Source organism: Streptomyces sp. NPDC026417 (assembly GCF_055567695.1).
In genome coordinates, this window is the sequence record NZ_JBVHPY010000011.1 from 196,586 (window position 1) to 221,760 (window position 25,175).

The 25,175-nt window shown below is 73.0% G+C and carries 23 protein-coding genes and 2 tRNA genes; 9 read left to right on the forward strand and 16 right to left on the reverse strand.

Translation table 11 applies throughout. From position 1 onward, the window contains the following. Positions 1-153: 153 nt before the first annotated feature. The 4 genes from ACZ4NT_RS19485 to ACZ4NT_RS19500 all read left to right on the forward strand — a co-directional run bounded on the left by ACZ4NT_RS19485 (position 154) and on the right by ACZ4NT_RS19500 (position 4,335). Positions 154-579 (forward strand): DUF3592 domain-containing protein, encoded by a 426-nt coding sequence (locus ACZ4NT_RS19485; RefSeq protein WP_121402805.1) that lies wholly within the window; start codon positions 154-156, stop codon positions 577-579. 70 nt (positions 580-649) lie between these two features. Beyond that, the gene (locus ACZ4NT_RS19490) at positions 650-2,311 is read left to right on the forward strand and encodes an AMP-binding protein (protein ID WP_467726523.1); all 1,662 of its coding nucleotides are present in this window, start codon (positions 650-652) and stop codon (positions 2,309-2,311) included. Between the two features lie 153 nt (positions 2,312-2,464). Continuing rightward, on the forward strand, positions 2,465-3,697 hold the full coding sequence (locus ACZ4NT_RS19495) for a sensor histidine kinase (protein ID WP_467726525.1): 1,233 nt from the start codon (positions 2,465-2,467) through the stop codon (positions 3,695-3,697). Beyond that, the gene (locus ACZ4NT_RS19500; protein ID WP_467726527.1) at positions 3,682-4,335 is read left to right on the forward strand and encodes a response regulator; all 654 of its coding nucleotides are present in this window, start codon (positions 3,682-3,684) and stop codon (positions 4,333-4,335) included. The genes ACZ4NT_RS19495 and ACZ4NT_RS19500 overlap by 16 nt, the downstream gene beginning before the upstream one ends. Before the next feature lie 79 nt (positions 4,336-4,414). On the opposite strand, the gene ACZ4NT_RS19505 is transcribed toward ACZ4NT_RS19500, so the two are convergent. From ACZ4NT_RS19505 to ehuB, 6 genes are all read right to left on the reverse strand, one after another. Beyond that, positions 4,415-4,488 (reverse strand) — tRNA-Lys (locus ACZ4NT_RS19505). A 109-nt stretch (positions 4,489-4,597) separates the two neighbouring features. After that, positions 4,598-5,359, reverse strand: coding sequence for an IclR family transcriptional regulator domain-containing protein (locus tag ACZ4NT_RS19510; protein ID WP_121402812.1), 762 nt, complete (start codon positions 5,357-5,359; stop codon positions 4,598-4,600). 225 nt (positions 5,360-5,584) lie between these two features. Next, positions 5,585-6,418, reverse strand: a complete 834-nt coding sequence (gene ehuA, locus ACZ4NT_RS19515; protein ID WP_467726529.1) for an ectoine/hydroxyectoine ABC transporter ATP-binding protein EhuA — start codon at positions 6,416-6,418, stop codon at positions 5,585-5,587. Continuing rightward, on the reverse strand, positions 6,408-7,058 hold the full coding sequence (gene ehuD / locus ACZ4NT_RS19520; RefSeq protein WP_121402814.1) for an ectoine/hydroxyectoine ABC transporter permease subunit EhuD: 651 nt from the start codon (positions 7,056-7,058) through the stop codon (positions 6,408-6,410). Before ehuD ends, ehuA begins: the two co-directional genes overlap by 11 nt. Further along, on the reverse strand, positions 7,055-7,792 hold the full coding sequence (gene ehuC, locus ACZ4NT_RS19525) for an ectoine/hydroxyectoine ABC transporter permease subunit EhuC (protein WP_467726531.1): 738 nt from the start codon (positions 7,790-7,792) through the stop codon (positions 7,055-7,057). Before ehuC ends, ehuD begins: the two co-directional genes overlap by 4 nt. Then, positions 7,789-8,712, reverse strand: a complete 924-nt coding sequence (gene ehuB, locus ACZ4NT_RS19530; RefSeq protein WP_121402818.1) for an ectoine/hydroxyectoine ABC transporter substrate-binding protein EhuB — start codon at positions 8,710-8,712, stop codon at positions 7,789-7,791. Before ehuB ends, ehuC begins: the two co-directional genes overlap by 4 nt. Positions 8,713-8,808: 96 nt before the next feature. On the opposite strand from ehuB, the gene ACZ4NT_RS19535 reads away from it, so the two are divergent. Continuing rightward, the gene (locus tag ACZ4NT_RS19535; RefSeq protein ID WP_467726534.1) at positions 8,809-9,303 is read left to right on the forward strand and encodes a DUF3830 family protein; all 495 of its coding nucleotides are present in this window, start codon (positions 8,809-8,811) and stop codon (positions 9,301-9,303) included. Here the strand turns inward: ACZ4NT_RS19535 and ACZ4NT_RS19540 are convergent. Both ACZ4NT_RS19540 and ACZ4NT_RS19545 read right to left on the reverse strand, forming a co-directional pair. Beyond that, positions 9,284-10,708 carry an amidase gene (locus ACZ4NT_RS19540; RefSeq protein ID WP_467726536.1) on the reverse strand — a complete coding sequence of 475 codons (1,425 nt, stop codon included), beginning with the start codon at positions 10,706-10,708 and terminating at the stop codon, positions 9,284-9,286. The two genes, ACZ4NT_RS19535 and ACZ4NT_RS19540, sit on opposite strands and share 20 nt — an antisense overlap. Before the next feature lie 35 nt (positions 10,709-10,743). Further along, on the reverse strand, positions 10,744-11,703 hold the full coding sequence (locus ACZ4NT_RS19545) for a D-2-hydroxyacid dehydrogenase (RefSeq protein ID WP_121402824.1): 960 nt from the start codon (positions 11,701-11,703) through the stop codon (positions 10,744-10,746). Positions 11,704-11,873: 170 nt separating this feature from the next. Between ACZ4NT_RS19545 and ACZ4NT_RS19550 the strand changes: the two genes are divergently transcribed. The 3 genes from ACZ4NT_RS19550 (at position 11,874) to ACZ4NT_RS19560 (ending at position 14,681) form a co-directional block, all read left to right on the forward strand. Beyond that, entirely contained in the window at positions 11,874-12,653 is a 780-nt protein-coding gene (locus tag ACZ4NT_RS19550) for a maleate cis-trans isomerase family protein (protein WP_467726537.1), read from the forward strand. Continuing rightward, positions 12,650-13,381 (forward strand): aspartate racemase/maleate isomerase family protein, encoded by a 732-nt coding sequence (locus ACZ4NT_RS19555; RefSeq protein ID WP_121402827.1) that lies wholly within the window; start codon positions 12,650-12,652, stop codon positions 13,379-13,381. The genes ACZ4NT_RS19550 and ACZ4NT_RS19555 overlap by 4 nt, the downstream gene beginning before the upstream one ends. Before the next feature lie 205 nt (positions 13,382-13,586). Next, a complete protein-coding gene (locus ACZ4NT_RS19560) occupies positions 13,587-14,681 on the forward strand; it encodes an LLM class flavin-dependent oxidoreductase (RefSeq protein WP_121402829.1) in 1,095 nt (364 codons plus the stop codon). Here ACZ4NT_RS19560 and ACZ4NT_RS19565 read toward each other — a convergent pair. Beyond that, positions 14,657-16,528, reverse strand: coding sequence for a putative bifunctional diguanylate cyclase/phosphodiesterase (locus tag ACZ4NT_RS19565; protein WP_467726540.1), 1,872 nt, complete (start codon positions 16,526-16,528; stop codon positions 14,657-14,659). The genes ACZ4NT_RS19560 and ACZ4NT_RS19565 overlap by 25 nt on opposite strands. A gap of 448 nt (positions 16,529-16,976) precedes the next feature. Between ACZ4NT_RS19565 and ACZ4NT_RS19570 the strand changes: the two genes are divergently transcribed. Then, entirely contained in the window at positions 16,977-18,503 is a 1,527-nt protein-coding gene (locus ACZ4NT_RS19570) for a M6 family metalloprotease domain-containing protein (protein WP_121402832.1), read from the forward strand. 103 nt (positions 18,504-18,606) lie between these two features. Here the strand turns inward: ACZ4NT_RS19570 and ACZ4NT_RS19575 are convergent. From ACZ4NT_RS19575 to ACZ4NT_RS19605, 7 genes are all read right to left on the reverse strand, one after another. Continuing rightward, a tRNA-Lys gene (locus ACZ4NT_RS19575) sits at positions 18,607-18,680 on the reverse strand. Beyond that, positions 18,671-19,345 carry a bifunctional DNA primase/polymerase gene (locus tag ACZ4NT_RS19580; RefSeq protein ID WP_121402834.1) on the reverse strand — a complete coding sequence of 225 codons (675 nt, stop codon included), beginning with the start codon at positions 19,343-19,345 and terminating at the stop codon, positions 18,671-18,673. Before ACZ4NT_RS19580 ends, ACZ4NT_RS19575 begins: the two co-directional genes overlap by 10 nt. A 255-nt stretch (positions 19,346-19,600) precedes the next feature. Further along, positions 19,601-19,987, reverse strand: coding sequence for a hypothetical protein (locus ACZ4NT_RS19585; RefSeq protein ID WP_121402837.1), 387 nt, complete (start codon positions 19,985-19,987; stop codon positions 19,601-19,603). A gap of 146 nt (positions 19,988-20,133) precedes the next feature. Next, positions 20,134-21,498, reverse strand: coding sequence for an AAA domain-containing protein (locus ACZ4NT_RS19590; RefSeq protein ID WP_467726543.1), 1,365 nt, complete (start codon positions 21,496-21,498; stop codon positions 20,134-20,136). Further along, a complete protein-coding gene (locus ACZ4NT_RS19595) occupies positions 21,495-23,105 on the reverse strand; it encodes a hypothetical protein (protein ID WP_467726545.1) in 1,611 nt (536 codons plus the stop codon). Before ACZ4NT_RS19595 ends, ACZ4NT_RS19590 begins: the two co-directional genes overlap by 4 nt. Next, on the reverse strand, positions 23,096-24,313 hold the full coding sequence (locus tag ACZ4NT_RS19600; protein ID WP_467726547.1) for a hypothetical protein: 1,218 nt from the start codon (positions 24,311-24,313) through the stop codon (positions 23,096-23,098). Before ACZ4NT_RS19600 ends, ACZ4NT_RS19595 begins: the two co-directional genes overlap by 10 nt. Continuing rightward, positions 24,210-25,163, reverse strand: a complete 954-nt coding sequence (locus ACZ4NT_RS19605; RefSeq protein WP_121402843.1) for a phosphatase PAP2 family protein — start codon at positions 25,161-25,163, stop codon at positions 24,210-24,212. The genes ACZ4NT_RS19600 and ACZ4NT_RS19605 overlap by 104 nt, the downstream gene beginning before the upstream one ends. Positions 25,164-25,175: the final 12 nt, after the last annotated feature.

The window sequence follows — 25,175 nt, forward strand, 5'->3', positions numbered from 1 at the left end:
GAGAACGCTTTCTACGCTTGCGCGGACGCCACCTCGTAACCCGCACCGGGTACCATCCCCCCGACACCGTTCGGGGGGGGTCCGCGTCCGCCGTGACCGACCGCGGCCACGCCCCACGTGGATCTCTTTCCGACGTACGGGGGTACGCACCGCATGGACTTCGTCTTCCACATCTTCTTCCCGCTGCTGATCCTGCTGGCGGTCTGGGCCGCGTACGGGCTCGTGCGCCGGACCCGGGAGCGGCGCGCGGCCTGGGAGAGCGGACTGACCGCGCGGGCCCGGGTGGTGCGCGCCTGGGTCACCGTCCAGATGGTCAACAACGTGGCGCGGCGCATCCAGTGGCACGAGTACGACTTCACCACGGGTGACGGCCGGGCCGTCCGCTTCAAGGAGAGCGGGGGGCCTGTGAGCCGGGACGCGGGCGACGAGACGCTCGTCTACTACGCGGGCGACGAGCCGGACAGGGCCACTGCCTCCGAACCCCAGCCCGGCAAGGACATGTTCGTCACGGTGTTCGGCCTCGCGGTGCTCGCGGCGGGGGGCGTGGTGCTGGCCAAGGTGATGCTCGAGAACTGGTGAGGGCTGTCGCCCGCTCCGTCGTCGTCACGGGCATCGTCATCTGACGCATCGTCAGTTATGGTGCGCTGCCATGGGGTCCATGGGGCGTACCGTCGCGGAACTCGTACGGGACCGGTGGCAGGACCACCGGCCGGGACTGTGGTTCGAGGGCCGCGTGCTCACCCACCACCAGCTGGCCACGGGCGCGGCGGCGCGAGCCGCCCTGCTGGCCGGGCTGCTGCCGCCGGGCGCGGAACCGCATCTGGGCGTGCTGCTCGACAACACCCCGGAGTACCCCCTGTGGCTGAGCGCGGCCGCCCTCGCCGGCGCGGCAGTCGCCGGAATCAACCCCACGCGGCGCGGACCCGAACTGGCCCGCGACATCCGCCACACCGACTGCCGCGTGCTGATCACCGAGCAGGCGCACCTGCCCCTGCTCGACGGCCTCGAACTGCCCGGCGTCCGCGTCCTGGTGACCGGCACCGAGGCCTACACCGGCCTGCTCGCCCCCTACGAGGGCGCCGAGCCCGACGCCTCCTCGGCCGCCCCGTCCGACCGCCTCCTCCTCTACTTCACCTCCGGCTCCACCGGCGCGCCGAAGGCCGCGGTCTGCACCCAGGGGCGCCTCGCGGCCGCCGGCCGTTCGCTCGCCGACCACTTCGGGGTGCGTCCCGACGACGTCCACTACATCTGCATGCCGATGTTCCACGGCAACGCGGTGATCGCGGACTGGGCGCCCGCGCTCGCCGCCGGCGCCGGCATCGCCCTGCGGCGGCGCTTCTCCGCGTCCGGCTTCCTCGACGACGTACGGGCCTGCGGAGCCACCTACTTCACCTACGTGGGCCGGGCCGTCCAGTACCTCCTGGCCACACCGGCCCGCCCCGACGACCGCGACCACCCGCTGCGCCTGGGCTTCGGCACGGAGGCGGGCGCCGTCGACGCGGCCGCCTTCGAACAGCGCTTCGGCGTACGGCTCGTGGAGGGCTACGGATCCTCGGAGGGCGGCGCGGCGATCCAGCGGACGCCGGGCGCCCCGCCGGGTGCCATCGGCCGGGCGGCACCCGGCGACGACCTCGCGGTGGTCGACCCGGCCACCCGCGAGGAGTGCCCGGCGGCCGAGTTCGCCGACGACGGCCGGCTGCTCAACGGTGCCGCCGCCATAGGCGAGTTGGTGAACCGGGGCCCCAACTCCTTCGAGGGGTACTGGCGCAACCCGCAGGCGGACCGGGCCCGGCGGCACGACGGCTGGTACTGGACGGGCGACCTCTTCTACCGCGACGCGGACGGTTTCCTGTACTTCGCGGGCCGCTCGGACGACCGGTTGCGCGTCGACAGCGAGAACCTCGCCGCGGCGATGATCGAGAACATCCTCGCCCGGTACCCGGACGCCGCGGCCGTCGCGGTCTACGCGGTGCCGGACCCGGTGGCGGGCGACCAGGTCATGGCGACGCTCGCCCTCCGCCGCGGCGCCGCCACCTTCGACCCGCTCGACTTCGCCGAGTTCCTGCTCGCCCAGCCGGACCTCGGCACGAAGATGGCGCCCCGCTTCGTCCGGCCCGTGGACCGGGTGCCGGTCACCGCCACCAACAAGATCCACCGGGCGGGGCTGCGGCGGGAGGGCTTCCGGTGCCCGGACCCCGTCTGGTGGCGGCCCCCGGGGGAGAGCGCCTACCGCCGCCTGCGCACCACCGACCTGGAAGGCCTGGAGGCGGAGTACCGGGCACACGGCCGCGAGGAACTCCTGAGCGGATAGCCGGGCTTCGGGGGAGCCCGCCCCGCTCCGCCGAGGGAAGCCGGTCCGGCCCCTGCTGCCTCGGCGCGGGACCGGATGGTGGGCCTGGCCCCACCACCGGCACACCCGCTGCGGGGATGGTTTCCGGCTTCCGGTGCCGCCTACCGTGGGCGCATGATCAGCAGCCTTCGCCGGGGCCCGGCACGCGCGGTCGCCTATCTCGTCACCGGTGTGCTGGTCGGCGTACCGCTCCTCGGGTGCCTGCTCGTGCTCGCCGTCGCCGGCGCCGCGCTCACCCCGCTCCTCGTGGGGCTGCCCCTGCTGGTGCTGCTCGCGCTGTCCGGCGTACCCGTCGGGACCCTGGAGCGCCGGCGGCTGCGGCTGGCGGACCCCGCCCCCGCGCCGGCCCGGGAGAGCCCGCACCGCACCCCGGACGAGCCGGGCCTCGCCGCCTGGGCCCGGCTGCGGCTGACCGAGCAGGCGACCTGGCGCGAACTGGCGTACACGGTGCTGCTCGCCCTCGTCCTGTGGCCGCTCGACCTGCTCGTCCTGGCCGGAGCGCTCGCCCTCCCCGGCGCCCTGCTCGCGGCGCCCGCGCTCCTCGCGCTCCACGGCGGCGAGACCCGCGTCGCCAAGCTGTGGCTCGTCGACTCCTTCGCCGGGGCCACGGTCTGCGCCGCCGCGGGTGCCGTACTCCTGCCGCTCCTGCTGTGGCCCCTCGACCGGTACGCACGGGTCCGCGCCGCACTCGCGCGGCTGCTGCTCGCCCCGCGCGAGGCGGAGCAGCGGCTGGCGGAGGTGACCCGGTCCCGGGCCCGGCTGGTGGCCGCCTTCGACGCGGAGCGACGGCGGATTGAGCGGGACCTGCACGACGGGGCACAGCAACGGCTGGTGGCGCTGAGCATGAACCTGGGGCTGCTGCGCCTCGACGCGCCCCCGGAACTGGCCGGCCGGCTCGCCGCCGCCCACGGGGAGACCGGCCGGGTCCTCGGCGAGCTGCGTGAGCTGATCCACGGCATCCATCCACAGGTCCTCGCCGACCACGGGCTCGGGGACGCCGTCGCGGACGCCGCGGACCGGTCCGCCGTGCCCGTGGAGGTGGCCGTCGAACTGCCGCGGTTCGCCGAGTCGGTGGAGTCGGCCGCGTACTTCGCGGTGCGGGAGGCGCTCGCGAACGTCGGCCGGCACAGCGGGGCCGGGCGGGCCCGCGTCACCGGACACCACGCGGCGGGCCGGCTGCGGGTGGAGGTGTGGGACGACGGGCGGGGCGGGGCCGACCCGGCGCACGGCTCGGGGCTCACCGGACTCGCCGACCGGCTCGCGGTTCTCGATGGGACACTGACCGTCACGAGCCCGGCCGGCGGGCCGACCGTCCTGAGCCTGGAGATACCGTGCCTGCCCCGCTGAGAGTCGTGCTCGCCGAGGACAGCGTGCTGCTGCGCGAGGGGCTCGTGGGGGTGCTGACCCGCTTCGGACACGAGGTGGTCGCCGCGGTCGGGGATGCGGACGCCCTGCGGCGCGCGGTGCGCGCGCACGCGCCCGACCTCGTCGTCACCGATGTACGGATGCCCCCGACGCTGCAGGACGAGGGGCTGCGGGCGGCGTTGGACCTGCGCACGGACGACCCCGCGCTGCCGGTCCTGGTGCTGAGCCAGTACGTCCAGCGCGCCTGCGCCGCCGAGCTCCTCGACACCGGGGACGGCACCGGCGTCGGCTATCTGCTCAAGGACCGGATCGGGGAGGTCGAGCAGTTCGCGGGGGCGGTGGAACGGGTCGCGGCGGGCGGTACGGTCGTCGACCCCGAGGTCGTACGGCAGCTGCTGCGGCGGCGGCGTGATCCGCTGGCGGCCCTGACACCCCGCGAACGGGAGGTACTGGGGCTGGTCGCGGAGGGGAAGTCGAACGGGGCGATCGCCCGGCAGCTGGTCGTCACCGAGGCCGCCGTGGGCAAGCACATCGGGAACATCCTCGGAAAGCTGGACCTGCCCCCGGCACAGGACACCCATCGCCGGGTTCTGGCGGTGCTGGCCTATCTGCGAGGGTGAGTCCGCACCGTCCGGCGGCGGACACAGCGATGGCGAGGCGGACTCGCGTTTCCGCGATTCCGCCTCGCCATCGTCGACGTGCGCCGCCAGGGACTCGAACCCCGGACCCGCTGATTAAGAGTCAGCTGCTCTAACCAACTGAGCTAGCGGCGCATGACTCTCGCCTCCCGCTCTCGCGGGGCGGCGACATGAAAAATAATACCCGGTCCCCGGGGGTGGTTCCGACCACCCGGCGACGGGCCGGGCGGCCGGGGCCCGGAGGTCAGATGGCCAGCGAGAGCAGCACCGGGGCGGCTCCCCGGTTGAGGGTGTCCGCGGCCCGGCGCAGCCGGTGCGCATGCTCGACCGGCAGGGACAGTGCGAGGCAGCCGACCGACGATCCCGCGGTGATGGGGACGGCCGCGCAGACCGTGCCGACCGCGTACTCCTGGAGGTCGAGCACCGGCACCGTGGGCGGCTGGGCGTCCAGCCGGCTGAGCAGCACCCGCTCGCTGGTGATCGTGCGCGAGGTCAGGCGGGCCATCTTGTGGCGGGAGAGGTGGTCGCGCCGCCCGTTCAGGTCCAGCTGGCCCAGCAGGCTCTTGCCGACCGCGCTGGCGTGGGCGGAGGAGCGGAAGTCCACCCACTCGTTGACCGCGGGCGTCGCCGGCCCCTCGGCGCACTGGGTGACGTGCACCTCGCCGTCGATGTACCGGCTGATGTAGACGGCGGCGCCCAGCGAGTCGCGCAGCCGGTCGAGGGTGTGCTGGAGCTTCTCCCGCAGGGCCTGGTCGCGGCCGTGCGCGGAGTTGAGCCTGCCGAGGGCGGCGCCGGCGACGTACGCACCGTCGGTGACCTGCTCGACGTACCCCTCACGGCGCAGCATCCGCAGGAGCGTGGTCAGGCGCTCCGTGCCGAGGCCGGTCCGGCGGGCGAGTAGTTGGATGTCGGTGATACCGGTCGTGTGCCCCGCCACCGTCTCCAGGACGCGGAGGGCGTCCTGTGCCGAGTGGTGCGGTGCGGTCGGCTCGTTCATCAGCGCCACGGTTTCCCCCTGCGCTTTTCGGCCCGTCTGGACGGCACGAGCCCGGACGGCGGGCTCGCTCCACGATAACCGTCAAAGCGCTTGTCCGGGGCGTCCGTTGGCGAGATGAATGGCGCGTTCCCGCCGCTCAGCAGGAACGCGCCACTCTGGCATATGCCTCCGTCATTCCGCGCGGGGCATGCGACAGGGCCGGGACCTCGCGGTTGCCGCGTTCACACCGCGTAGTCAGAGGACCGCGCTGAGGAATTCCCGTGTCCGGTCGTGCTCCGGGTCGCTGAAGATCTTCTCCGGGGAGCCGGCTTCGACGATCCGGCCGGCGTCGAACATCAGTACCTGGTCGGAGATGTCACGGGCGAAATTCATCTCGTGTGTCACGCAGAGCATCGTGATGTCGGTGGTGCGGGCGATGTCCCGCAGCACGTCCAGGACACCCGCGACCAGTTCGGGGTCGAGCGCGGATGTCACCTCGTCCAGGAGCAGCACCTGGGGGCGCATGGCCAGGGCCCGGGCGATCGCCACCCGCTGCTGCTGGCCGCCCGAGAGCTGGCTGGGGTACTTGTCGAGGTGCTCGGTCAGCCCGACCAGGTCGAGCAGCTCGCGGGCCCGCTCCTCGGCCGCGTCCCGGGACATGCCGAGGACGGTGACCGGAGCCTCGGTGATGTTGCGCAGCACCTTCATGTTCGGGAAGAGGTTGAACTGCTGGAACACCATGCCGATGTTCTTGCGGACCTCGCGGACGTGCTTCTCGCCGGCCGGGACCAGCCTGCCGTTCCTCTCCTCGTGGGTCAGGTAGTCCCCGCCCACTCTGATGGTGCCCTCGTCGGGCCTGGTCAGCGTCATCAGCAGCCGCAGGATCGTCGTCTTGCCGGAGCCGGACGGGCCGATCAGCGTGACGTGCTTGCCCGAGTCGACGGAGAAGTCGAGCCCGTCGAGGACGGTGTTGTCCCCGAACCGCTTGGTGACCTTGTCGAAGCGGATCAGCTCGCTGCCGTCCACCGGCGGATTGACCGTCGAGCGGGCGTCCTCGGCGGTGTGGGCGGGATTGGTGTCAGCGGACAAGACGTCGCTCCAGGGCTCGCATGAGGAGGGAAGCCGGATAGGAAATGAGGATGAAGGCCACGCCGATGACCGTCAGGGGCTCGGTGAACTGGAAGTGCTCCTGGGAGAACAGCCGTGCCTCGCCGAGCATCTCCAGGACCGTGATCGCCATGAGCAGCGGCGTGTCCTTGAGCATCGAGATGACGTAGTTGCCCAGCGCGGGCACCACCCGGCGGATCGCCTGCGGCAGGATCACCGCGGTCCAGGTGCGCGTGCGGGGCAGATTGAGTGCCGTGGCCGCTTCCCACTGGCCGGCGGGCACTCCCTCGATACCGGCCCGGTAGACCTGCATCGTGTACGTCGAGTAGTGCAGCCCGATCGCGACCACACCGGTGGTCAGCGCGGAAAAGGTGACTCCCCACTCGGGCAGCACATAGAAGAGGAAGAACAGCTGCACCAGCAGCGGGGTGTTGCGGACGAACTCCGTGACGACACCCACCGGCCAGCGCACCCAGCGGGACGGCGTCCGCATCAGCAGCGCCCACACCAGGCCGAGGGCGAAGGAGATCAGCGAGCCGAGCACCAGCGCCTGCAGGGTGACCAGCAGGCCTTCCCGGAACTGCGGCATGAAGTCGCCGACCGCGCTCCAGTCCCACTTCATCGCGCACCCCCGACCCCGACGCCGGCACCGGCGGTCGCGGTGTCCGCCGCGTCACGCCGGAGCGCCCACCTGCTCCGGGGCTGCGGCGCGCGGCCGAGCCCCGCCTTCAGCCGCCGCTCCAGGCCGCGCATGACGCGGGTGAGCAGGAAGGCGATCACGAAGTAGATGAGCAGGATGTACGTGTAGATCTCCGCGCTCTCCTGCAGCGCGAGCCGCACCAGGTTGCCGCTGAACGCCAGGTCGCCCATGCCCATGACCGAGACCAGCGCGGTGCCCTTCAACAGCTCCACCAGCAGGTTCGAGAAGGGCGCCATCATCTCCGGCACCGCCTGCGGCAGCAGGATCAGCCGCATGCGCTGCCACGGAGTGAAGCTGAGGGCGATCCCGCCCTCGCGCTGCGCCGGGTCGACGGAGTTCAGGGCGCCGCGCACCACCTCGGCGCCGTACGCGCCGTAGGTGAGGCCGAGCGCGAGCGTGCCCGCCCAGAGCGGCACGAGCTGCCAGCCGAAGGCCGGCGGCAGCACGAAGAACACCCAGAAGATCATGATGAGTGCCGAGGTGCCCCGGAACACCTCGGTGTAGAAGCCCGCCAGGAAGCGGACGATCCACAGCCGTGAGGTGCGCGCGATGCCCACGGTGAAGGAGACCGCCGCGGCCAGCAGCGCGCTGAGCACCAGCAGCTGGACGGTGGTCCAGATCCCCTTGAGTACGAGTTCCCAGAGTCCCGATGTCATCCGCGGCAGAGCTCCTTCGCGGTCATGTCGGTCATCTCGGCCCTGGTGAAACCGAACGGCCGGAGAATGCGGAACAGCTCGCCGCTCGCCTTCAGCTTCCGCAGCTCCGCGTTGAACGCGTCCCGCAGCTTCGTCTCCGTCGGCCGGAAGGCGAAGCCGCCGCCGTCCACGTGCGGCTTGCCCTTCACCAGCGGGGCGAAGGGCTTCGTGCTCTCCGTCTTCCCCGACTTCTTGACCACTTCGCGCACGGTGAGGGCGGTACCGGCGAAGACGTCGACGCGGCCCGCCTCCACCGCGTTCAGACCGGCCACCTGGTCCGGCACGATCAGGATGTCGCTCTCCTTGTAACCGGCCTCGACGGCGTACGCGATCTCCGCGTAGCCGGTGCCGGTGGCGAACCTGGCCTTCTTCTCGACGACGTCCTTGTAGTCGTGCAGCCCCTTCGGATTGCCCTTGCGGACGATGAACGCGTCCAGCATCTGGTAGTCCGGGTCGGAGAAGATGACCTGCTCGCAGCGTTCCGGGTTGATGTACATCCCCGCCGAAACGACGTCGAACTGCTGGGAGTTGAGCCCCGGGATGAGGGAGCCGAACTCGGTCGGCACGGGCTGGACCCGGTCGATGCCGAGCCTCTTGAAGACGGCCTTGGCCAACTCCGGTGCCTCACCGGTCAGTTCGCCGTTCCTGTCGATGTAGCCGAAGGGGATCTCCCCCGCGATCCCGAGGCGTACGACGCCCTGGGCCTTCAGCCGGTCGAGGAGATCACCGCCCCCGGTGGTGGAAGCCGTGGCCACCCGGCTGCAGCCGGCGGCACCCAGCGCGGCGATCGCGCCGAGCGCCGAAGCACCCGTGAGCAGCGACCGCCGGCTGGGTTTTCTTATGTCTGCGTCCTGAGCGTCGTTCCCAAGTGGTGGAGCCATGGCGGCGCAGCTACCCGAGACGACACGTGTTATTCGGATGAATTTCGGCCCCGGGCGCACCGAGGCGCTCTTGACCGCGGCGGGACCATGGAGTGCATGGCTGATCGCTACATCGAAGTCTCCCTGCTCAAGCGGGGTGTCCACTGCACGGCGAAACTCCTCGACGACCGGGCCCCGATCACCTGCGCGGCGGTGTGGGGCGCCCTGCCGTTGAGCGGCGACGTCTACCACGCGAAATACGCACGCAACGAGATCTACGCCCTTTTCCCGCCTTTCGCGGCCCAGGAACCACCCCTGGAGAATCCCACCATCACGCCCATACCCGGCGACCTGTGCTACTTCGCCTTCGCGGGGGCCGAGTTGGGCACCAAGGCGTACGGCTACGACACCGAACACCGGCCGGGCACCACGGTCGTCGACCTCGCCCTGTTCTACGAGCGCAACAACCTGCTGCTCAACGGGGACGTGGGCTGGGTGCCCGGCATCGTCTGGGGGCAGGTGGTGGACGGGCTCGACGCGATGGCCGACGCCTGCAACGACCTGTGGCGCTCCGGCGCCCTGGGGGAGTCCCTCAGCTTCCGGCGGGCCTAGCGTCCGGCGGGACCGGCGGCGCGACGCCGGCCGCGCCCGCCCCGTACAGAGCGTGCGCCGTCCGCAGGACCACGTCGTCGTGGTGGCGGGCGGCCACGATCTGCAGGCCGATCGGGAGGCCGTCGGCATCCGTCCCCACGGGCACGGATGCCGCGGGCTGCTGCGTCATGTTGAACGGATACGTGAAGGGGGTCCAGCCCGTCCAGCGGCGGTGCCCCGACCCCTTCGGGACCTCCACGCCCGCCTCGAACGCGGTCAGCGGCAGCGTCGGCGTCACCAGCACGTCGTACGACGCGTGGAACAGCCCCGTCCGGCGTCCCAGCTCCATGCGGACGTCGACGGCGGCGAGATAGTCCAGCGCGCTCAGCCGGGCGCCCCGCGCGCAGATCTCCCGCAGGCCCGGGTCAAGGGACTCCCGCTGCCGGGGACCCAGCCGCTGGGTCACCCGGGCCGCCCCGCTGAACCAGAGCGTGTGGAACGCCTCGACCGGGTCCGTGAAGTCCGGGTCGGCCTCCGAGACGTACGCACCGAGATCCGCCAGCCGCTCCACCGCCCGCCGCACCGCGGCCGCCACGGCCGGGCGGACCGCGACCTGCCCGCCCAGCGACGGCGAGTACGCCACCCGCAGCCCCCGCACCCCGCCCTCCAGCGCCGCGGTGAACGACCCGGCCGCCGGCCCGAGGCCGGACCAGTCGCGCACGTCCGGGCCGCTGATCACGTCCAGCAGCAGGGCCGCGTCCGCCGCGTCCCGGGTCATCGGGCCGACGTGCGCGAGCGTCCCGAAGGCGCTCGCCGGATACAGCGGCACCCTCCCGTACGTCGGCTTCAGCGCGAAGATCCCGCAGAGCGCCGCCGGGATGCGGACGCTGCCGCCTCCGTCCGTACCGAGCGACAGGGGGCCCGCGCCCAGGGCCACGGCCGCCGCGCTGCCGCCGCTGGAGCCGCCCGCGGTGCGCGACACGTCGTACGGATTGCGGGTCACCCCGGACAGCGGGGAATCCGTGACGCCCTTCCAGCCGAACTCGGGCGTCGTCGTCTTGCCGAGGAAGACCGCGCCCTGCTCCCGCATCCGCGCCACCGACGGCGCGTCCTCGTCCCAACGGCCCCTCGGGTCAACGGTTCTGGAGCCGCGCAGCGTCGGGCCGCCGCGCTGCAGGATGATGTCCTTGACGGTCACCGGGACACCGTCGAGGAGACCCGTGGGCTCCCCGCGCAGCCAGCGGTCCGCCGACCGGCCGGCCTGCGCCAGGGCCTCGTCCGCGTCGACGCGGACGAAGGCGTTCACGGCGGGCTGGACGCGCTCGGCCCGGTCCAGGGCCGCGCGGGTCGCGTCCACCGGACTGAATTCGCCCTTGCGGTAGCCGTCGACGAGTTGTACCGCGGTCAGCTCGGTGAGCTCGGTCATCCGCCCCTCCAAGGAGTCAGTGCCCTGCGCGGGTGTCAGTGCCCGGGAACGTACCCGCGCTGCTTGTCGACCACGTTCGTCAGTGGTCTTCCGCTCTCCCAGCGGCCGAACAACTCCACGAACTGGGCGCCCAGTTCGTCCCGCCAGCCCACGGTGTCCCCGCTCATGTGCGGCGAGACGATCAGCCCGGGGACATCCCACAGCGGGCTGTCCGGGCCGAGCGGCTCGTGCTCGAAGACGTCCAGCGCCGCACCCGCGATCCACCGCTTCGTCAGCGCCTCGGCGAGGGCCTCCTCGACGACGAGCTGACCGCGCCCCACGTTGACGAACCGCGCCGACGGCTGCATCACCCCGAAGCGCCGCGCGTCGAACATCCCGTGCGTGGCCTCCGTCAGCGGCGCCGCGGACACCACCCAGTCGGCCCGCGCCATCAGCCGGTCCAGGTCGTCCGGGCCGTGGACACCCGTCCGCGGGGTGCGTCCGACCAGGGCCGTCGTGATGCCGAGCGCCTTCAGCGTGGCGGCGATGGACCGCCCGATCGGGCCGGAACCCACCACGCACGCGCGGGTGCCCGACACCCGCTGCGACTCGCGGTGGCGCCACTCCCGCCCGCGCTGCAGCTCCCACGTGCGCGGCAGATCCTTGGCCATCGCCAGGACCAGCGCGGCGACGTACTCGGCGATCGGCTGGTCGAAGATCCCCCGTGCGTTGGTCACCACCGTGTCGGAGGCGGCGAGTTCGGGGCACATCAGGTGATCCACACCGGCACTCGCCGTGTGCACCCAGCGCGGCCGCGGGCCCTCGCCCGGCCAGGCACGGCGCACGGCGTGCGAGGTGAAGTCCCACACCAGCAGCACGTCCGCGGCCGGCAGCCGCTCGGCCAGCGTGGACTCGTCGGCGTGCTCGATCCGCACCCGGCCGGTGAGACTGCCGAGGCGGGGGAGCGGCTCGGCGTCCAGGACGAGCAGGGTCGGCCCGGACCGGTCGTCGGACATCGACGGGAAACCGTTTCGCAATGCGGGTCCGCTTCTCTGGGAGGGAAGGCGGCCGAAGCCGTCTGAGATGCGCGGATTGACCACGCTCGCACCCGAACCTACCTTCGTCAACACGGGCCCCTGTACGGTCCGTTGCTCACCCGTTTCCCTCAGTGAGGCCGGTGCCTGCCATGGACGTCTCCTTTCTCGGCGGACCGCGAGCTCAGCGCGGTGTCGGTGTCGTCGCCCCCTTCGACTTCGCTCTCGACCGCGAGCTGTGGCGCTGGGTCCCGGACGACGTCTCGCTGCACCTGACCCGGACCCCGTTCGTGCCGGTCGAGGTCAGCCTGGACCTGGCCCGGCTGGTCTCCGAGCACGAGACGCTGGGCGAGGCGGTGCGCGCGCTCAACGCGGTCGCACCCGAGGTCGTCGCGTACGCGTGCACCTCGGGCAGCTTCGTGGGCGGGATCCCCGGCGAGCGGGCGATGTGCGCGGCGATGACGCGGGCCGGCGCGGTCCCGTCGCTCACCACCTCGGGTGCTCTCGTGCAGGCGCTGGCGGAGCTGGGCGCGCGCCGGATCGCGCTGGTCACCCCGTACACCGTGTCCGTCACCCAGTCCCTGGAGGAGTACCTCGCCGAGGCGGGCATCCAGGTCACCGGGCGGGCCTTCATGGGCCTGACCAGGCACATCTGGAAGGTCCCGTACCGGGACGTCGTCGACATGGCCCGCCGGGCGGCCGGCGGCACCGCGGACGCGCTCTTCATCAGCTGCACCAACCTGGCGACCTACGACGTCATCCCGCAGCTGGAGGCCGAGCTGCGCGTGCCGGTGATCTCGGCCAACCAGGTCACGATGTGGGCGGCCCTGCGCCATCTGGGTACCCGGGCAGTGGGGCCCTACCAGCGGCTGATCGACCAGTCCGCGCGGCAGCGGCCCGTACTGCCGGAAGAACAGGAAGGTTGGGCATGACCGCACTCGGATTCCTCTACCCGGGCCACTCGGCCGAGGACGACTATCCGCGCATGGAGCAGCTCCTGGGCAGTGACATCCGCCTTCCGCTCGTCCACACGGACATCGGCGAGGACGCCCACCGCGTCGACGCGCTGCTGGAGATGGGCTCCGCGGCCCGGCTCGCGGCGGGCGTGGAGGAACTGCGGCTGTCCGGCGCCGAGGCGGTGGTGTGGGCGTGCACCAGCGGCAGTTTCGTGTACGGCTGGGAGGGTGCCCACGAGCAGATCCGCGGCCTGGCCCGGACGGCAGGGCTGCCCGCCTCCTCCACCTCCTTCGCCTTCGCGCACGCGGTACGGGAGATCGGCGCCCGGCGGGTGGCCGTCGCGGCGACCTACCCGGAGGACGTCGCGGCGCTCTTCGCCTCCTTCCTGAGGGACGCGGACATCGACGTCGTCTCCGTGCGGGGCTCGGGGATCGTCACCGCTGCGGAGGTCGGCACCTGGGGCGAGGCCGAGATCCTCGCCCTCGCACGCGAGGGCGACCATCCCGACGCGGACGCCGTCCTCCTGCCCGACACCGCCCTGCACACCGCCTCCCACCTCCCCGCCCTGGAGGCGGCCCTGGGCAAGCCGGTGCTCACCGCCAACCAGGTCACCGTCTGGGAGGCCCTGCGCCTGGCGGACCGCCGCGTGAACGCCCCCGAACTCGGCACCCTCTTCACCCGCCACCCCCTGATCCAGGCGTGACATCCCCCCGGGGGGACAGCAGGACGGAAGCCGCGGCCCCCGCGGGGCCGAGGAGCGGGGCCCGGGCGGGAAGGGGTGGCGAGGTCATCACAGCGACGCCGGCCCTCACCCCGCCGAGGCCGGCGTCCCCGGCGGGGAATAAGCGGGGACAGCCTCCTGTTCGTACGACGCGGACCACGCGACGCAGGAACACAGGAGGAAACCGGTGGCAGAGACGGACGAAATCCGAGGCAGGGCACAGGGCACCGCCCCGGTCCCCCTCTCCGTGCTGGACCTGGTCACCGTCGGCGCGGGCCGCACCGCGACCGACGCCCTCCGCACCAGCGTCGAGATCTCCCGCCTCGCGGAGGCCCGCGGCTTCCACCGCTACTGGGTGGCCGAGCACCACTCGATGCCGGGCGTGGCCTCGTCCTCACCGGCCGTGATCCTCGCGCACCTGGCCGCCCACACGGACCGCATCCGCCTCGGCTCGGGCGGCGTGATGCTCCCGAACCACGCACCGCTGGTGATCGCCGAGCAGTTCGGCACGCTGGAGGCGATGGCGCCGGGCCGCATCGACCTCGGTCTCGGCCGCGCCCCGGGCACGGACGGCGCGACGGCCGCGGCCCTGCGCCGCACGGACACGCTCAACGAGGGCGCCGACGACTTCCCCGAGCAGCTCGCGGAGCTGACCCGCTTCCTGGACGACGACTTCCCCGACGGCCACCCGTACGCCCGCATCCACGCGGTCCCCGGCCCGGTGCAGGCGACCTCGCCCGGCGGCGTGCAGTCCCCGCACCGTCCGCCCGTCTGGCTCCTCGGGTCCTCCGGCTTCAGCGCCCGCCTGGCCGGCATCCTCGGCCTGCCCTTCGCCTTCGCGCACCACTTCTCGGCCCGCAACACCGTCCCGGCGCTGGACCTCTACCGCGAGTCCTTCCGGCCGAGCGCGGTCCTGGACGCGCCGTACGCCCTCATCGGGGTCTCCGCCCTCGCCACGGACGACGAGAAGGAGGCCCGCCGCCAGGTCCTGGCCGCCGCCCTGAACATGGTCCGCCTGCGCACCGGCCGTCCCGGCCTGGTGCCGACGCCCGAGGAGGCGGAGGCGTACGCCTTCTCGCCGATGGAGCGGGAGTTCGTCGACAGCTGGAACGCCAACGTCGTCCACGGCACCGCCGACGAGGTACGGGCAGGCCTGGACGACCTCCAGAAGCGCACCGGGGCCGACGAGTTGATGATCACGGGCAACGCCCACAGCGGTGAGGTGCGCCTGCGCTCGTACGAACTGATCGCGGACGCCTACGGTTTGCCGGCGCCGGCCTGAACCCCGGGCGCGGTCAGCAGCTCGGCGATGCGGTCCGGTGCCACCGGGCGGGAGTACAGCCACCCCTGCCCGGTGTCGCAGCCGATCCCGCGCAGCCGGGTGGCCTGGTCGGAGGTCTCCACGCACTCGGCGGTCACCGTCAGGCCCAGCCGGTGGGCCAGTTGGATGAGCGCCTCGACGATGACCTCGTCGGCGGGGTTGGGGCGGCCGTCCGTGCTGTCGAGGGTGTCGTACTGGAAGCCGCGGACGAAGGAGCCGTCGAGCTTGAGCACGGAGACCGGAAGCCGGCTGAGGTAGGCCAGGTTCGAGTAGCCGGTGCCGAAGTCGTCGATGGCGATGCGCACCCCCATGTCGCTGAGCGCCTGGAGCGTCTGCAGGGGGCGGCCCGCCGACCCCATCACCGCGGACTCCGTCAGCTCCAACTGCAGCAGATGCGGGGCGAGTCCGGTATCGGCGAGGATCTGCGCCACGTCCGCGACCAGGTCCGAGTCCCACACCTGGCGCACCGCCACGTTCACACTGACGAAGAGGGGCTCCGCGTCCGGGTGGTCCAGCTGCCAGCGCCGGGCCTGACGGCAGGCGGTGGCCAGCACCCATCGGCCCAGCTGCACGATCGAGCCGTCCTCCTCGGCCAGTCCGATGAACCGATTCGGCGTCAGCATGCCGAACTGCGGATGGTTCCAGCGCACCAGCGCCTCGACCCCGCGCACGCCGCCGTCCTCCATGCTCACCAACGGCTGGTATTCGAGGGTGAATTCGTCGCGGTCGACGGCGGGGCGCAGGGTGGAGGACAGCGCCTGACGCGTCATGCGGTGGGCGTTGCGCTCCGGGTCGAAGAGCGTCCAGCGGGATTTGCCGTCGGCCTTCGCCCAGTACAGCGTCGTGTCCGCGGCCTGCATCAGTCCCGTCGCGGTCGTGCCCGCCGCGTGCCGCTCCACCACGCCGATCGACGCGGACACCGACAGCCGGCGCCCGGACAGGTCGAACGGTGTCTCCAGCGCCTTCAGTACGGACTCGGCTAGGTCGGCGAGCTGTTCGGTGCCGGTGGAGTCCTCGACGAGCAGCGCGAACTCGTCGCCGCCGAGCCTGGCCACCAGGGGGGTGGCCGCCCGCGCGTGGCCCGCCTGTTCGGCGCAGCGCGTCAGTCGCTCCGCCACGGCCGCGAGGAGCCGGTCGCCGACCCGGTGGCCGAGGGTGTCGTTGACCGCCTTGAACCCGTCGAGGTCGAGGTAGCACAGCCCGATCCGGCCGGTGCCGCCCTCCTCGTACGCCTCCGCCTCCAGGGCGGCCGTGAGGCGCTCGAAGAAGAGCGTGCGGTTGGGCAGCCGGGTCACGGGGTCGTGCATCTGCAAGTGGCGCAGCCGCGCCTGGAGTTCACGGCGGGCACTGATGTCGGCCACCGACAGCAGGACGGCCTCCTGCCGGGGCAGCGGTGTCACGGTCACCTGGACCCAGAGGGAGTGCCCGTCGGGGTGCTTGATCCGGCGGGTGCAGCGCAGGCGCGCCTGCCGGCCGCGCAGCACCTCGCGGTACGCGTGCCAGGTGCGGGCGTCGGAGGCCAGGTTCACCAGGGCGGAGGCCGTCCGCCCGGGGAGGGCGGCCGAGCCGGTGCCGAGCAGCAGTCCGAGGCTCTCGTTGGCGGCGACGATCTGGTCCGCGCGGTCGACGACGGCCATGGCGAGTGGGGCGGCGGCGAAGGCGGCACCCGAGGTCCGGTCCGGAACCAGGGGGGCCTCGGGGCCGGCCGACCCGTCGGCGAGCGCTTCGGGAAGCCGGTCGGCCACCTCGTGGCGGACCTCACCGGCGGCGGATCGCCGGGGCGTCTCGGCCGGTGGGTGCGGGGACATGGACGTACGAGGAGATGTATCGATGTGACGCTCCGTGACGGCCGACCGGACGAGGTCTGCCGTGGGCGCCGGCCCTTCGGACGTTCCGCTCACCGCTCGCTCCCGCAGTGCACTCGTTCTTCGTATGGGTCTTGTCGGGATACTCGGCCGAATGGGGGACGGCCGCACAAGCCGGGCCCGTGCAGGAAAGTGTGCCGATCATAGAGGTTGGCCCCGAGGCCTTCCAGCCACTCTCCCGTGTCCGGGCACAACCGCCCCTTCTGGCAGATCGTTTCTGCCCGCCCCTGGACAGCTTCCTTCCTGCGGCGATCGCTTGTGACGTTCTGTGAGTGCTCGGGGTGTCGCGGTCGGAGCACTCTCACTCTTCTGGTGCAGACAAACAGGACGTAGTACTACAAAAGCCCACAGGCTGGGTGCGGTGTCCTGAAAACCGCATCCGGAGGTCGACGTGCCGCGTCCGCTGCCACTGAAGGGGCTCACTCGCGAGGCTCTGAAGGGTCTCGCCCGTGACAGGGCGCCCCGGTTGCGCAGTACGGCCGCCGCGTTCACCTCGATGACCGCGCTGGCCGCGACCTCTCTGGTGACCGCTCCCGCGCTCGCCGAACCACTCGCGGCCCCGTGCGTCCTGAAGCGGACCCCGGCGCACCACTCGGAGGGCGTCGACACCTGGAACGCCTCCTATCCGCGCCCCACCCGCGCCCTCGACGCGGTCATGGTGTTTCTTTCATTCCCCGATTCGGCCCCCGGGACCACACCCGCGGAACTCACCGCCGACTATTTCCCGGCCACCACCCGGTTCTTCGAGCGCGCCTCCTACGGCAAGTTCACCCTGCGGCCGCATCCGCAGCGCCAGTGGATCCGGATGCCGAGGCCCGCTGCCGCGTACGCCATACAACGCGACTGGAACGCCGCCCACCGCGGCGCCTACCTCCGGGACGCGCTCCGGGCGGCCGACCGCCGGATCGACTTCTCGCAGTACGACATCGTCTACTTCGTGGCCGACCCGGACGCGCCGGGCGTGGACTCCGACGCGACGAAAGTGGTCAATCTCGACACCCCGCTGCGTGCCGACGGCACGGACATCCGGCGGGTGGTCACGGTCTTCGAGAAGCACCCGCCGGACCGCCTGGTCCTCGCGCACGAGACCGGCCACGTCTTCGACCTGCCGGACCTCTACCACCGTCCGTCGGACGGCAAGGGCGACTGGGACACCCATGTCGGGGACTGGGACCTCATGGGCAGTCAGTTCGGCCTCTCGCCGGACCTGTTCGGCTGGCACAAGTGGAAACTGGGCTGGCTGGAGCCGCGTCAGGTCACCTGTGTCGAGGGTCCGGGCAGCACCCGCCTCACCCTCGAACCGCTGGGCACGGGGCCGGCGGAGTCGGCCGCAGCGGGCCCGCCGCCCGTGGATGCGGCGCAGCCGTCGGGCGCGGGGGGTGCTCCGGTCCGGCCGCACGGCCGGCTCCCGGGCGCGGACGACCCGGCGCCCGACCCGGGCGGGGTGGGCCCGGATGCGGACCGGCCACCCCTCGGAGCGGGGGTGCGTCCCGTCGGGTCCGGCGGGCGGACCGTCTCCTCCGAGCAGCTGATCGGCTCCGGAGCGCCCGCCCTCGGGCTGGGGGCGCACACCCTGGGCTCGGGCCACGGCACGAAGCTGGCCGTGGTCCGCACCGGCCCGGACAGCGCGCTCGCCATCGAGGTGCGGGCCTCGGCGGGGAACGACGGCTCGACGTGCACGCAGGGCGTGCTGGTGTACCGCGTCCGCAGCGAGACCGAGTCCGGCGGCGGCCCCATCGAGGTGCTCGACGCGCATCCCCGTTCCGAGGGCTGCTGGAACGACTCGGTCTACCCGCCCCTGGCGGACGCGCCGGTCGGACTCGGTGAGCGCTTCACGGTGCCGGGCGAGAACGTCACGGTCGAGGTGGAGGACCGCACGGCTTCCGGCTCCTGGACGGTGAAGATCACGCCCGGATGAGCCGCATGCGGCGCCGGGACGGCGCTGCCGGAGCGGCGGCGGAGAAAACAACGATGGCGAGACAGATTCGCGTCTCCGCGAACTTGTCTCGCCATCGCCAACGTGCGCCGCCAGGGACTCGAACCCCGGACCCGCTGATTAAGAGTCAGCTGCTCTAACCAACTGAGCTAGCGGCGCCTGCTGACGTCGTAGACCTTAGCATCCTGATCGGCGGGAGGAAAAATCGATATCCGCACCGCCGCCGAGGCCGCCGCCCGGGCCGCGCGGACGGCCGCCCAGAGCAGGATCTCCGGTCCGGGGAGCCACGGCCGCACGGTGTCGGGAGCGACGAGCCAGCGGGATTCGGGCCGGTCGCAGGCGTCCCCTGCCGGTGCCGGGCGCAGGGCCGGCACGGTCACGGCGTCACCCGTGCCGTGGCAGAGCAGCGGCGGGATCGCGCCGCACCGGCCGGGTCCTCCGTCCGCCCGGGAACCCCAGTCCTCCCATCCCAGGAGGGAGGGCAGCCGCTGCGCCGTGCCGGGCGCGGCGAAGAGCAGCATCCGCCCCCGGAAGGCCGCCACCGGGCCCGAGCCGGGGCCCTCGTCCCACAGCCGGTCGAGCATCCGGCGCCCGAAGATCGCGGGCGCGTTGACCACGTCGAAGGCGGCCCCGCAGGGCAGGACGACCGGAGCGGTGGGCCGCTCCTCCCAGAGGGCGAGCGTGCTGCGCGGATACGTTCCGGCGGAGGCCAGCCAGGCGGCTCCCTCCGAGGTGACGCCCGAGGCGTCGAAGCGGTCGGGGGACGGCGCGCCCACGTCGGAGCCGTGCGGGGACGTGCCTGCGAGGTTCCGTGTGTTGCTCATGTCGCATACATCTACCGGGGGTGAGCAACCCGTTCCGGAGAGTTGCCGGAACTCGGGACAGGGGGGCGGGGAGTGGAGTATCTTGCCCGCCTGGCATATGCCACTCAGCCTTGCGCACCCTCCGGTCGGCCGGGCTGCCGGGGTGCCGATCCCGCCCTGCCTCGCCCGGCGGGTCGTGCCGCGCGCCGCCCGGGTCGCGACGGTCCCGGCAGTCCGCGACCCCCCGTGGCGGCAGCTGTGCCGCGCGCCCCCGGCTCAGGCGTGGTCGCTGATTCCGTGGCCGTGGCTGCGGCCGGTTCCGTCCGTGCCGGTGCGCAGCAGGTCGCGGCCGAACTCGACCATCTTCTTCGCGTAGTCCTCGGTCCACTGGGCGCGCTCGGCGATCGCGGCGTTCGTGAGCCGGTCGAAGCGGCGCGGATCCGCGAGCTGGGCGGCGGCGATGGCCTGGAACTCCACGGCACGGTCGGCCGCGGCGCGGAACGCCTGGGTCAGCTCGGTGGCCCGCGCCAGCAGGGCCCGCGGGTCGTCTATCGACTCCAGGTCGAAGAAGTGCTCCGGATCGCCGGCTGCCTCCGCCGGCTCGAAGAGCAAGGGCGCGGGGCGTAGCCGCGGTTCGTTCCGACGCGGCGTGGGCTCCGCCATGTCTTCTCCTCCTCGTACGGTCCTGGTGGCCCCGCTTCGGGCAGGGGCCACCGTCCATTGTCCTCCGGCGGTGCAAGGGGGCCTCGGGCGCAGGCGGACGGCCGGCGGCCGCGCCGGGCACCGGCCGTCCGTCGCCGCCCGCGGGGTCAGGGCCGCCAGCTCACGCGGTGCTCCGACAGCCGCGCCAGCACCGCGTGATTCGCCTCCCAGCCGTCCGGGAACTTGACCGTGACGCCCAGCTGGACCGGCTCCGTCGACGGGTGGTCGTCCAGCAGGTCGGACACGCCCGCCCGGCACACCACGATGCAGGCGTGTCGGTGCCGGGAGGCGAGCACGCACAGCCGGCCCGTCTCCAGATGGAACGCCGTCGCGTCGGGCCGGCCGGAGAGCGGGTGCAGGACCACCGTCACGTCGAACTCGCGTCCCTGCAGCCGGTTCGCCGTGTCGACGGTGACGTCCGTGACCCCCAGCTCGGCCAGCGCGGCCCGGACGGCGGCGGCCTGGTCGCGGTGCGCCGTGCCGACGGCGATCCGGTCCGCGGTCAGCGGCACCGGATCGGCCGACCGCTCCGAGGTGGCCGCCCCACCCCGGTCCAGCAGCCTGCGCACGACCTGGGCGACCGCCCGGATCGCCTCCGGATCCGTCCGCGGAGTGTGCCGGGCGGGCAGTTCGAGCAGGCCCCAGCCCGCCTCCGCCGCCTCGTCGATCACCCGGTCGGGACCCGAACCGTCCGAGGGGACGGCGAAACCGAGCCGGCGGTCGCCGTGGTCCGTGCCGCTGCGGAAGGGCGTGTACGGGTAGAACGCGTCCGAGACGAGCGGCGCGGCCGAGGCCGGCAGCCGCCAGGACACCGGCAGCCGGTGCTGCGGCAGTTCGGGGTTGTGGGCAAGCAGGGTGGTCACGGCCGATGCCGACGGGTCGTACGACAGCCCGGCCCACTGCTCCGCACCGACGATCGAGAACGGGTCCAGCTGGCCCGGGTCGCCCACGAACAGCGCCCGCTCGAACAGACCGGCCACCGCGAGCAGCGCGTCCGAGCGCATCTGGTACGCCTCGTCCACGATCGCGTGCCGCCAGGGCTCCACACCTTTGACGTGCGCCCACTTGGCGGCCGTCGAGACCACCACCGAAAGGCCCGCGAGGTCGGCCGCCTTCGCGGACTTCCGCACGTTCGCCAGGTCGTCGAGGGCCTTGTCGTACGGGTCGGGGTCGCTGCTGTGCAGCCGGCCGACGGACAGCTCGGGATCCTTCTCGGCGAGCCGCAGTACCAGGTCGTCGACCTGCGCGTTCGTCTGGGCGATGATCATCAGCGGCCGCCCGGCCGCGGCCAGTTCGAGCGCGGCCCGCACCACGAGCGTGGACTTGCCGGCACCGGGCGGCGAGTCCACGACCACGCCCCGGTGCGTGCCGTGCAGGGTGTCGCGCAGGATCGCGTCGGTGGCGCGGCCCGCCGCGGCACCGGGGTCGGCCGCGGCACCGGAGGCGGGACGGGCGGCGGAAAGACCGGTCACAGGACGTCCTCTTCGGTCACCGGGTCGGGGGCGGGAGCGGCCACGGCCTCACCCGGGGGCCCGCCGTGCGTCCACGGGGTCTCCTCCGGGTCGGGCAGCTTGGCGCCGCCGCGCTGCTCGTGTTCGAAGAGGGTGAAGCAGACGAGGTCCCCCTTCTCCGGCACGGACCCGGCCTCGGGCTCCTTGCCGCGCCCCATCTTGTCGACGATCCGCAGCACGACCAGGCCGCCGGCACCGATCTCCCCGTGCTCCTCGTACCCGACGAACTCGGCGGCCTGCGCTTTGCCGCCGAGGGACCGGTAGACCTTCGTACGCTCCCCGAGGTGCGGCCGGTCCTCGGTGTGGACGGTCACCAGCGGCCGCGGGGCGGGCCGCTTGCCCTCGCTGTACGCCATGACCACATCGGTGACCTCGCCCGCGAACGCCTCACCGGCGAGCCGCCGTCCGGCCATCACCAGCGGGTCGTCCAAAGCCTCCTGCGCCTCCAGGCGGGCCTGTTCCCGCTCGCGGGTGGCCAGCTTGTTCGCGGCCGTCACCGCGTCGTCGCGGCGCGGTTGCGGGGGCTCCCCGGCGACGACCCGGTCGCGGTGGCCCGTGAACGACCAGCGGTCCCGGGTCCAGCGGTCCGCGACGTGCGCGCCCGCGGGCAGCTCCCGCAGCAGGTCGAGCCCGCGCCACACCGCGTCCCAGGTGGGCCGGGTCCGGCTCTCGACCAGGGTCCGGATCTCGTGCTCGGCGGCGGTGAGGTCGCCGAGCCGGTCGTCGGCCTCCAGCCCGTCCTCCGCCGCGGCCAGCGCCGTACGCGCGCGGTCGAAGCGCTCGATGGCTGGCGCCAGCAGCTTGTTGTCGAAGGCGGGGTCGGTGGCCGGTCCGGCGGGCGGGTACACGAGCTGCCCCCCGGCGTCCCGCAGCAGCTCCGCCCGCAGCGCCGCCGCCGCGCCCGACTCGCCCGGCGCCGGGTCGATCCAGGCGAGCAGCGCGCCCAGGTGCTGGTCCTCCAGGCTGCTCTGCCCGGTCGCCCAGTGCCGGGACAGCACGTCCGAGAGGGCCAGCAGCAGCGAGGAGCCCGGCACCCTGGCCCGCTCCCCGTAATGCGTCAGCCACCGTCCGAGCAACGGCACCCGGGGCGGCGCGGGATGGGGTGCCTCGGGCTCCTCCTCGGCGGTGCGCCGGAACCGCATGGAGCGCCCCAGCAGCCGCACGAACTCGATGCCCGACCGACTCGGCACGATCAACTGCGGCGCGTCCGCGCACAGTTCGACCTCGACCTTGACACGCTTGCCGGTCTCCGGGTCGGTCTCGGTGCGCTCGGCGGCCTCGACCGTGCCGGCGTGGTCGTCGATGTACGGCAGGACGACGGCGGCCAGTTCGGCGAGGAAGGCGAACCGCAGGTCCCGGTCCCGGGGCTGCGGCACGACGAGCAGCTGCGGCGCGTCCCGGTCGGTGCCGACGAGGGCGCCGAGCGGGGCCCCGGCCTCGCCCGCCGTGGTGAGCGGCACGAAGACGAGAGGCCGGTCCGACAGGTGCCGGTGCCGCACGGTCGCGGCGGGCTGGGCGCGCCCGGTGCTGACGGCTTCCAGGCGGGCCAGCGTGGCGATCAGCGACACGGGGCCTCCTCCGGGAGGGCTTCCCGGCCCTGCGCGGGCACCGTGCGCCCCCGAAGGGCCTCGGCCCGCAGCCGGGCCGCTCTGCGCAGCGCCGCCACCGCCGGGTCCCGTGGGTCCCCGGCCTCGCCGCGGGCCGCGGCCAGCACCTCGCCGACCGTGGTCAGACCGCCCAGCTCGGAGCGGAGCGACCGGCCCAGTGCCGTCACCGCCTCCTCGGCGCGGGAACGGCCCCGGCAGTGGAACGCCAGCTCGCACGCGGCGAGACACTCGGGTGCGTAGGCGGCGGGGACGGCCTCGACGGCGCGGGTCAGGTCCGGAGCCGGGAGGTCCGGGGCGAAGCAGGCGCCCTCCGGGAGGGCGTCGGCGATGTCCTCGACGCGGGTGAGCCGGTCGAGCTGGCGGCGGGTCACCGAGCGCTGCTTGCGCACGTCGACGGCGGACGCGGCCGGGAGGTTGGAGAAGTCCTTGGGGCACACCAGCAGCACCCGGTGGCGCACCTCGGGGGCGGGCTCGATCAGCGAGGCGACGCGCTCCAGCGCCAGCACGTACACCGCCGACTGGCGGGCGGCGGCGCCCACCTTGGCCGGGTCCGCCGAACCGTCCAGCATGGGGAACGACTTGATCTCGACGACCGTCCAGCTGCCGTCGGGGTGCACGACCACGGCGTCAGGCTCCAGGAACGCGGGGGAGCCCGCCACGTCCAGGGCGAGCATCGGGTGGTCGAGCAGGGTCCAGGCGGAGGCGGTACTGGCTTCGCGCAGCGCGAGCGCCGTACGCGCCGCGCGTCCTTCGGGGCCCGCGGCCGTGAGGTCGGGGACGATTCCGCCGGCGGGCGGCTCGGCCCGCGGATCCAGCGTCTCGTGGACCAGCCGGAGCAGCTCCGCGCCGCCGTCGGCCTTGACCCGGGCCTCGAACGCGTTCCCCCGGGTGAAGGCGAACTGCGACTGGCCGAAGGCGGACGGCGAGCCCAGCGCGTCCGCCAGCTTCGCCTTGTCGACGCCCGCGCCGTCCAGGAGAGCGCGGCGCTCGCAGCCCGGGTTCGCGGCGAGCGCTGCGAGGGCTCTCGCGTCGAGCGCCTTCGCCGGGACGTCCGGGCCGCGCAGCTCAGCGAGCCGGTGCCGCAGCGCCTTCCCCCGCGTCCGCGGGAGAGGACTCCGGCTCGGCTCCCGGTCCGGTGCGGGACTCGCGCTGTCGGGGAATTCGTTCACCCGCGGAAGTCTTGCACTCCCCACTGACAAGTGAGGAATCCGCGCCGCGCGAGACGAGGGCGACGGGAGCGAACCGTGCGCCCAGCCGCGCCTTGGCGGAGTCCGCGAACCGCAGCACCAGCGGGGTCAGCGCCAGGCCGACGCCCATCACGGCGGCGCCCGCGACGGCGTCGAGGAAGTAGTGGTTCGCGGTGCCCATCACGACGATCGTGGTGACCAGCGGGTACACGACGCCCGCGATTTTCGCGAGGGGGGTGCGGCCGTGGCGCCACAGCATCACGCCGCACCACAGCGACCAGCCGACGTGCAGGCTCGGCATCGCGGCGTACTGGTTCGTCATGCCGCCCATGCCCCGCGGCGCGCTCGCCTCGCCGCCCCACCAGCCGTAGTCGCTGTACTGGGCCATCGTGTCGACGAAGCCGTGGCTCGCCGCGAGCAGCCGCGGCGGGCAGGTGGGCAGCAGCGTGAAGCCGATCAGGCCGATGAACGTGGAGGTCATCAGCCAGGTGCGGGCCGCGCGGTAGCGGATCGCACGGGAGCGGAACAGCCACACCAGGATCACCGGTGTGACCAGGTAGTGCAGGGAGGCGTACCAGAAGTCGGCGGGCACGCCGAGCCAGGCGTGGTGGGTGAAGAGGCGGTTCAGCGGATGCTCGGCGTTGAGCCGGAAGAACTTCTCCACACGGAGGAGCGTCAGACCGTGGTCCACCGCGCCGGCGACATCGCCCCGGGCGAGCAGCCGGCCCGCCGAGTAGCACGCGTACACCAGCACGATCAGCGGTATCTCGGTCCACCAGCGCAATCGGGTGCGTGCGATCGCCCCGGTGCCGGGTGCCTCGGTCTGCGGCATCCGATCGCCCTC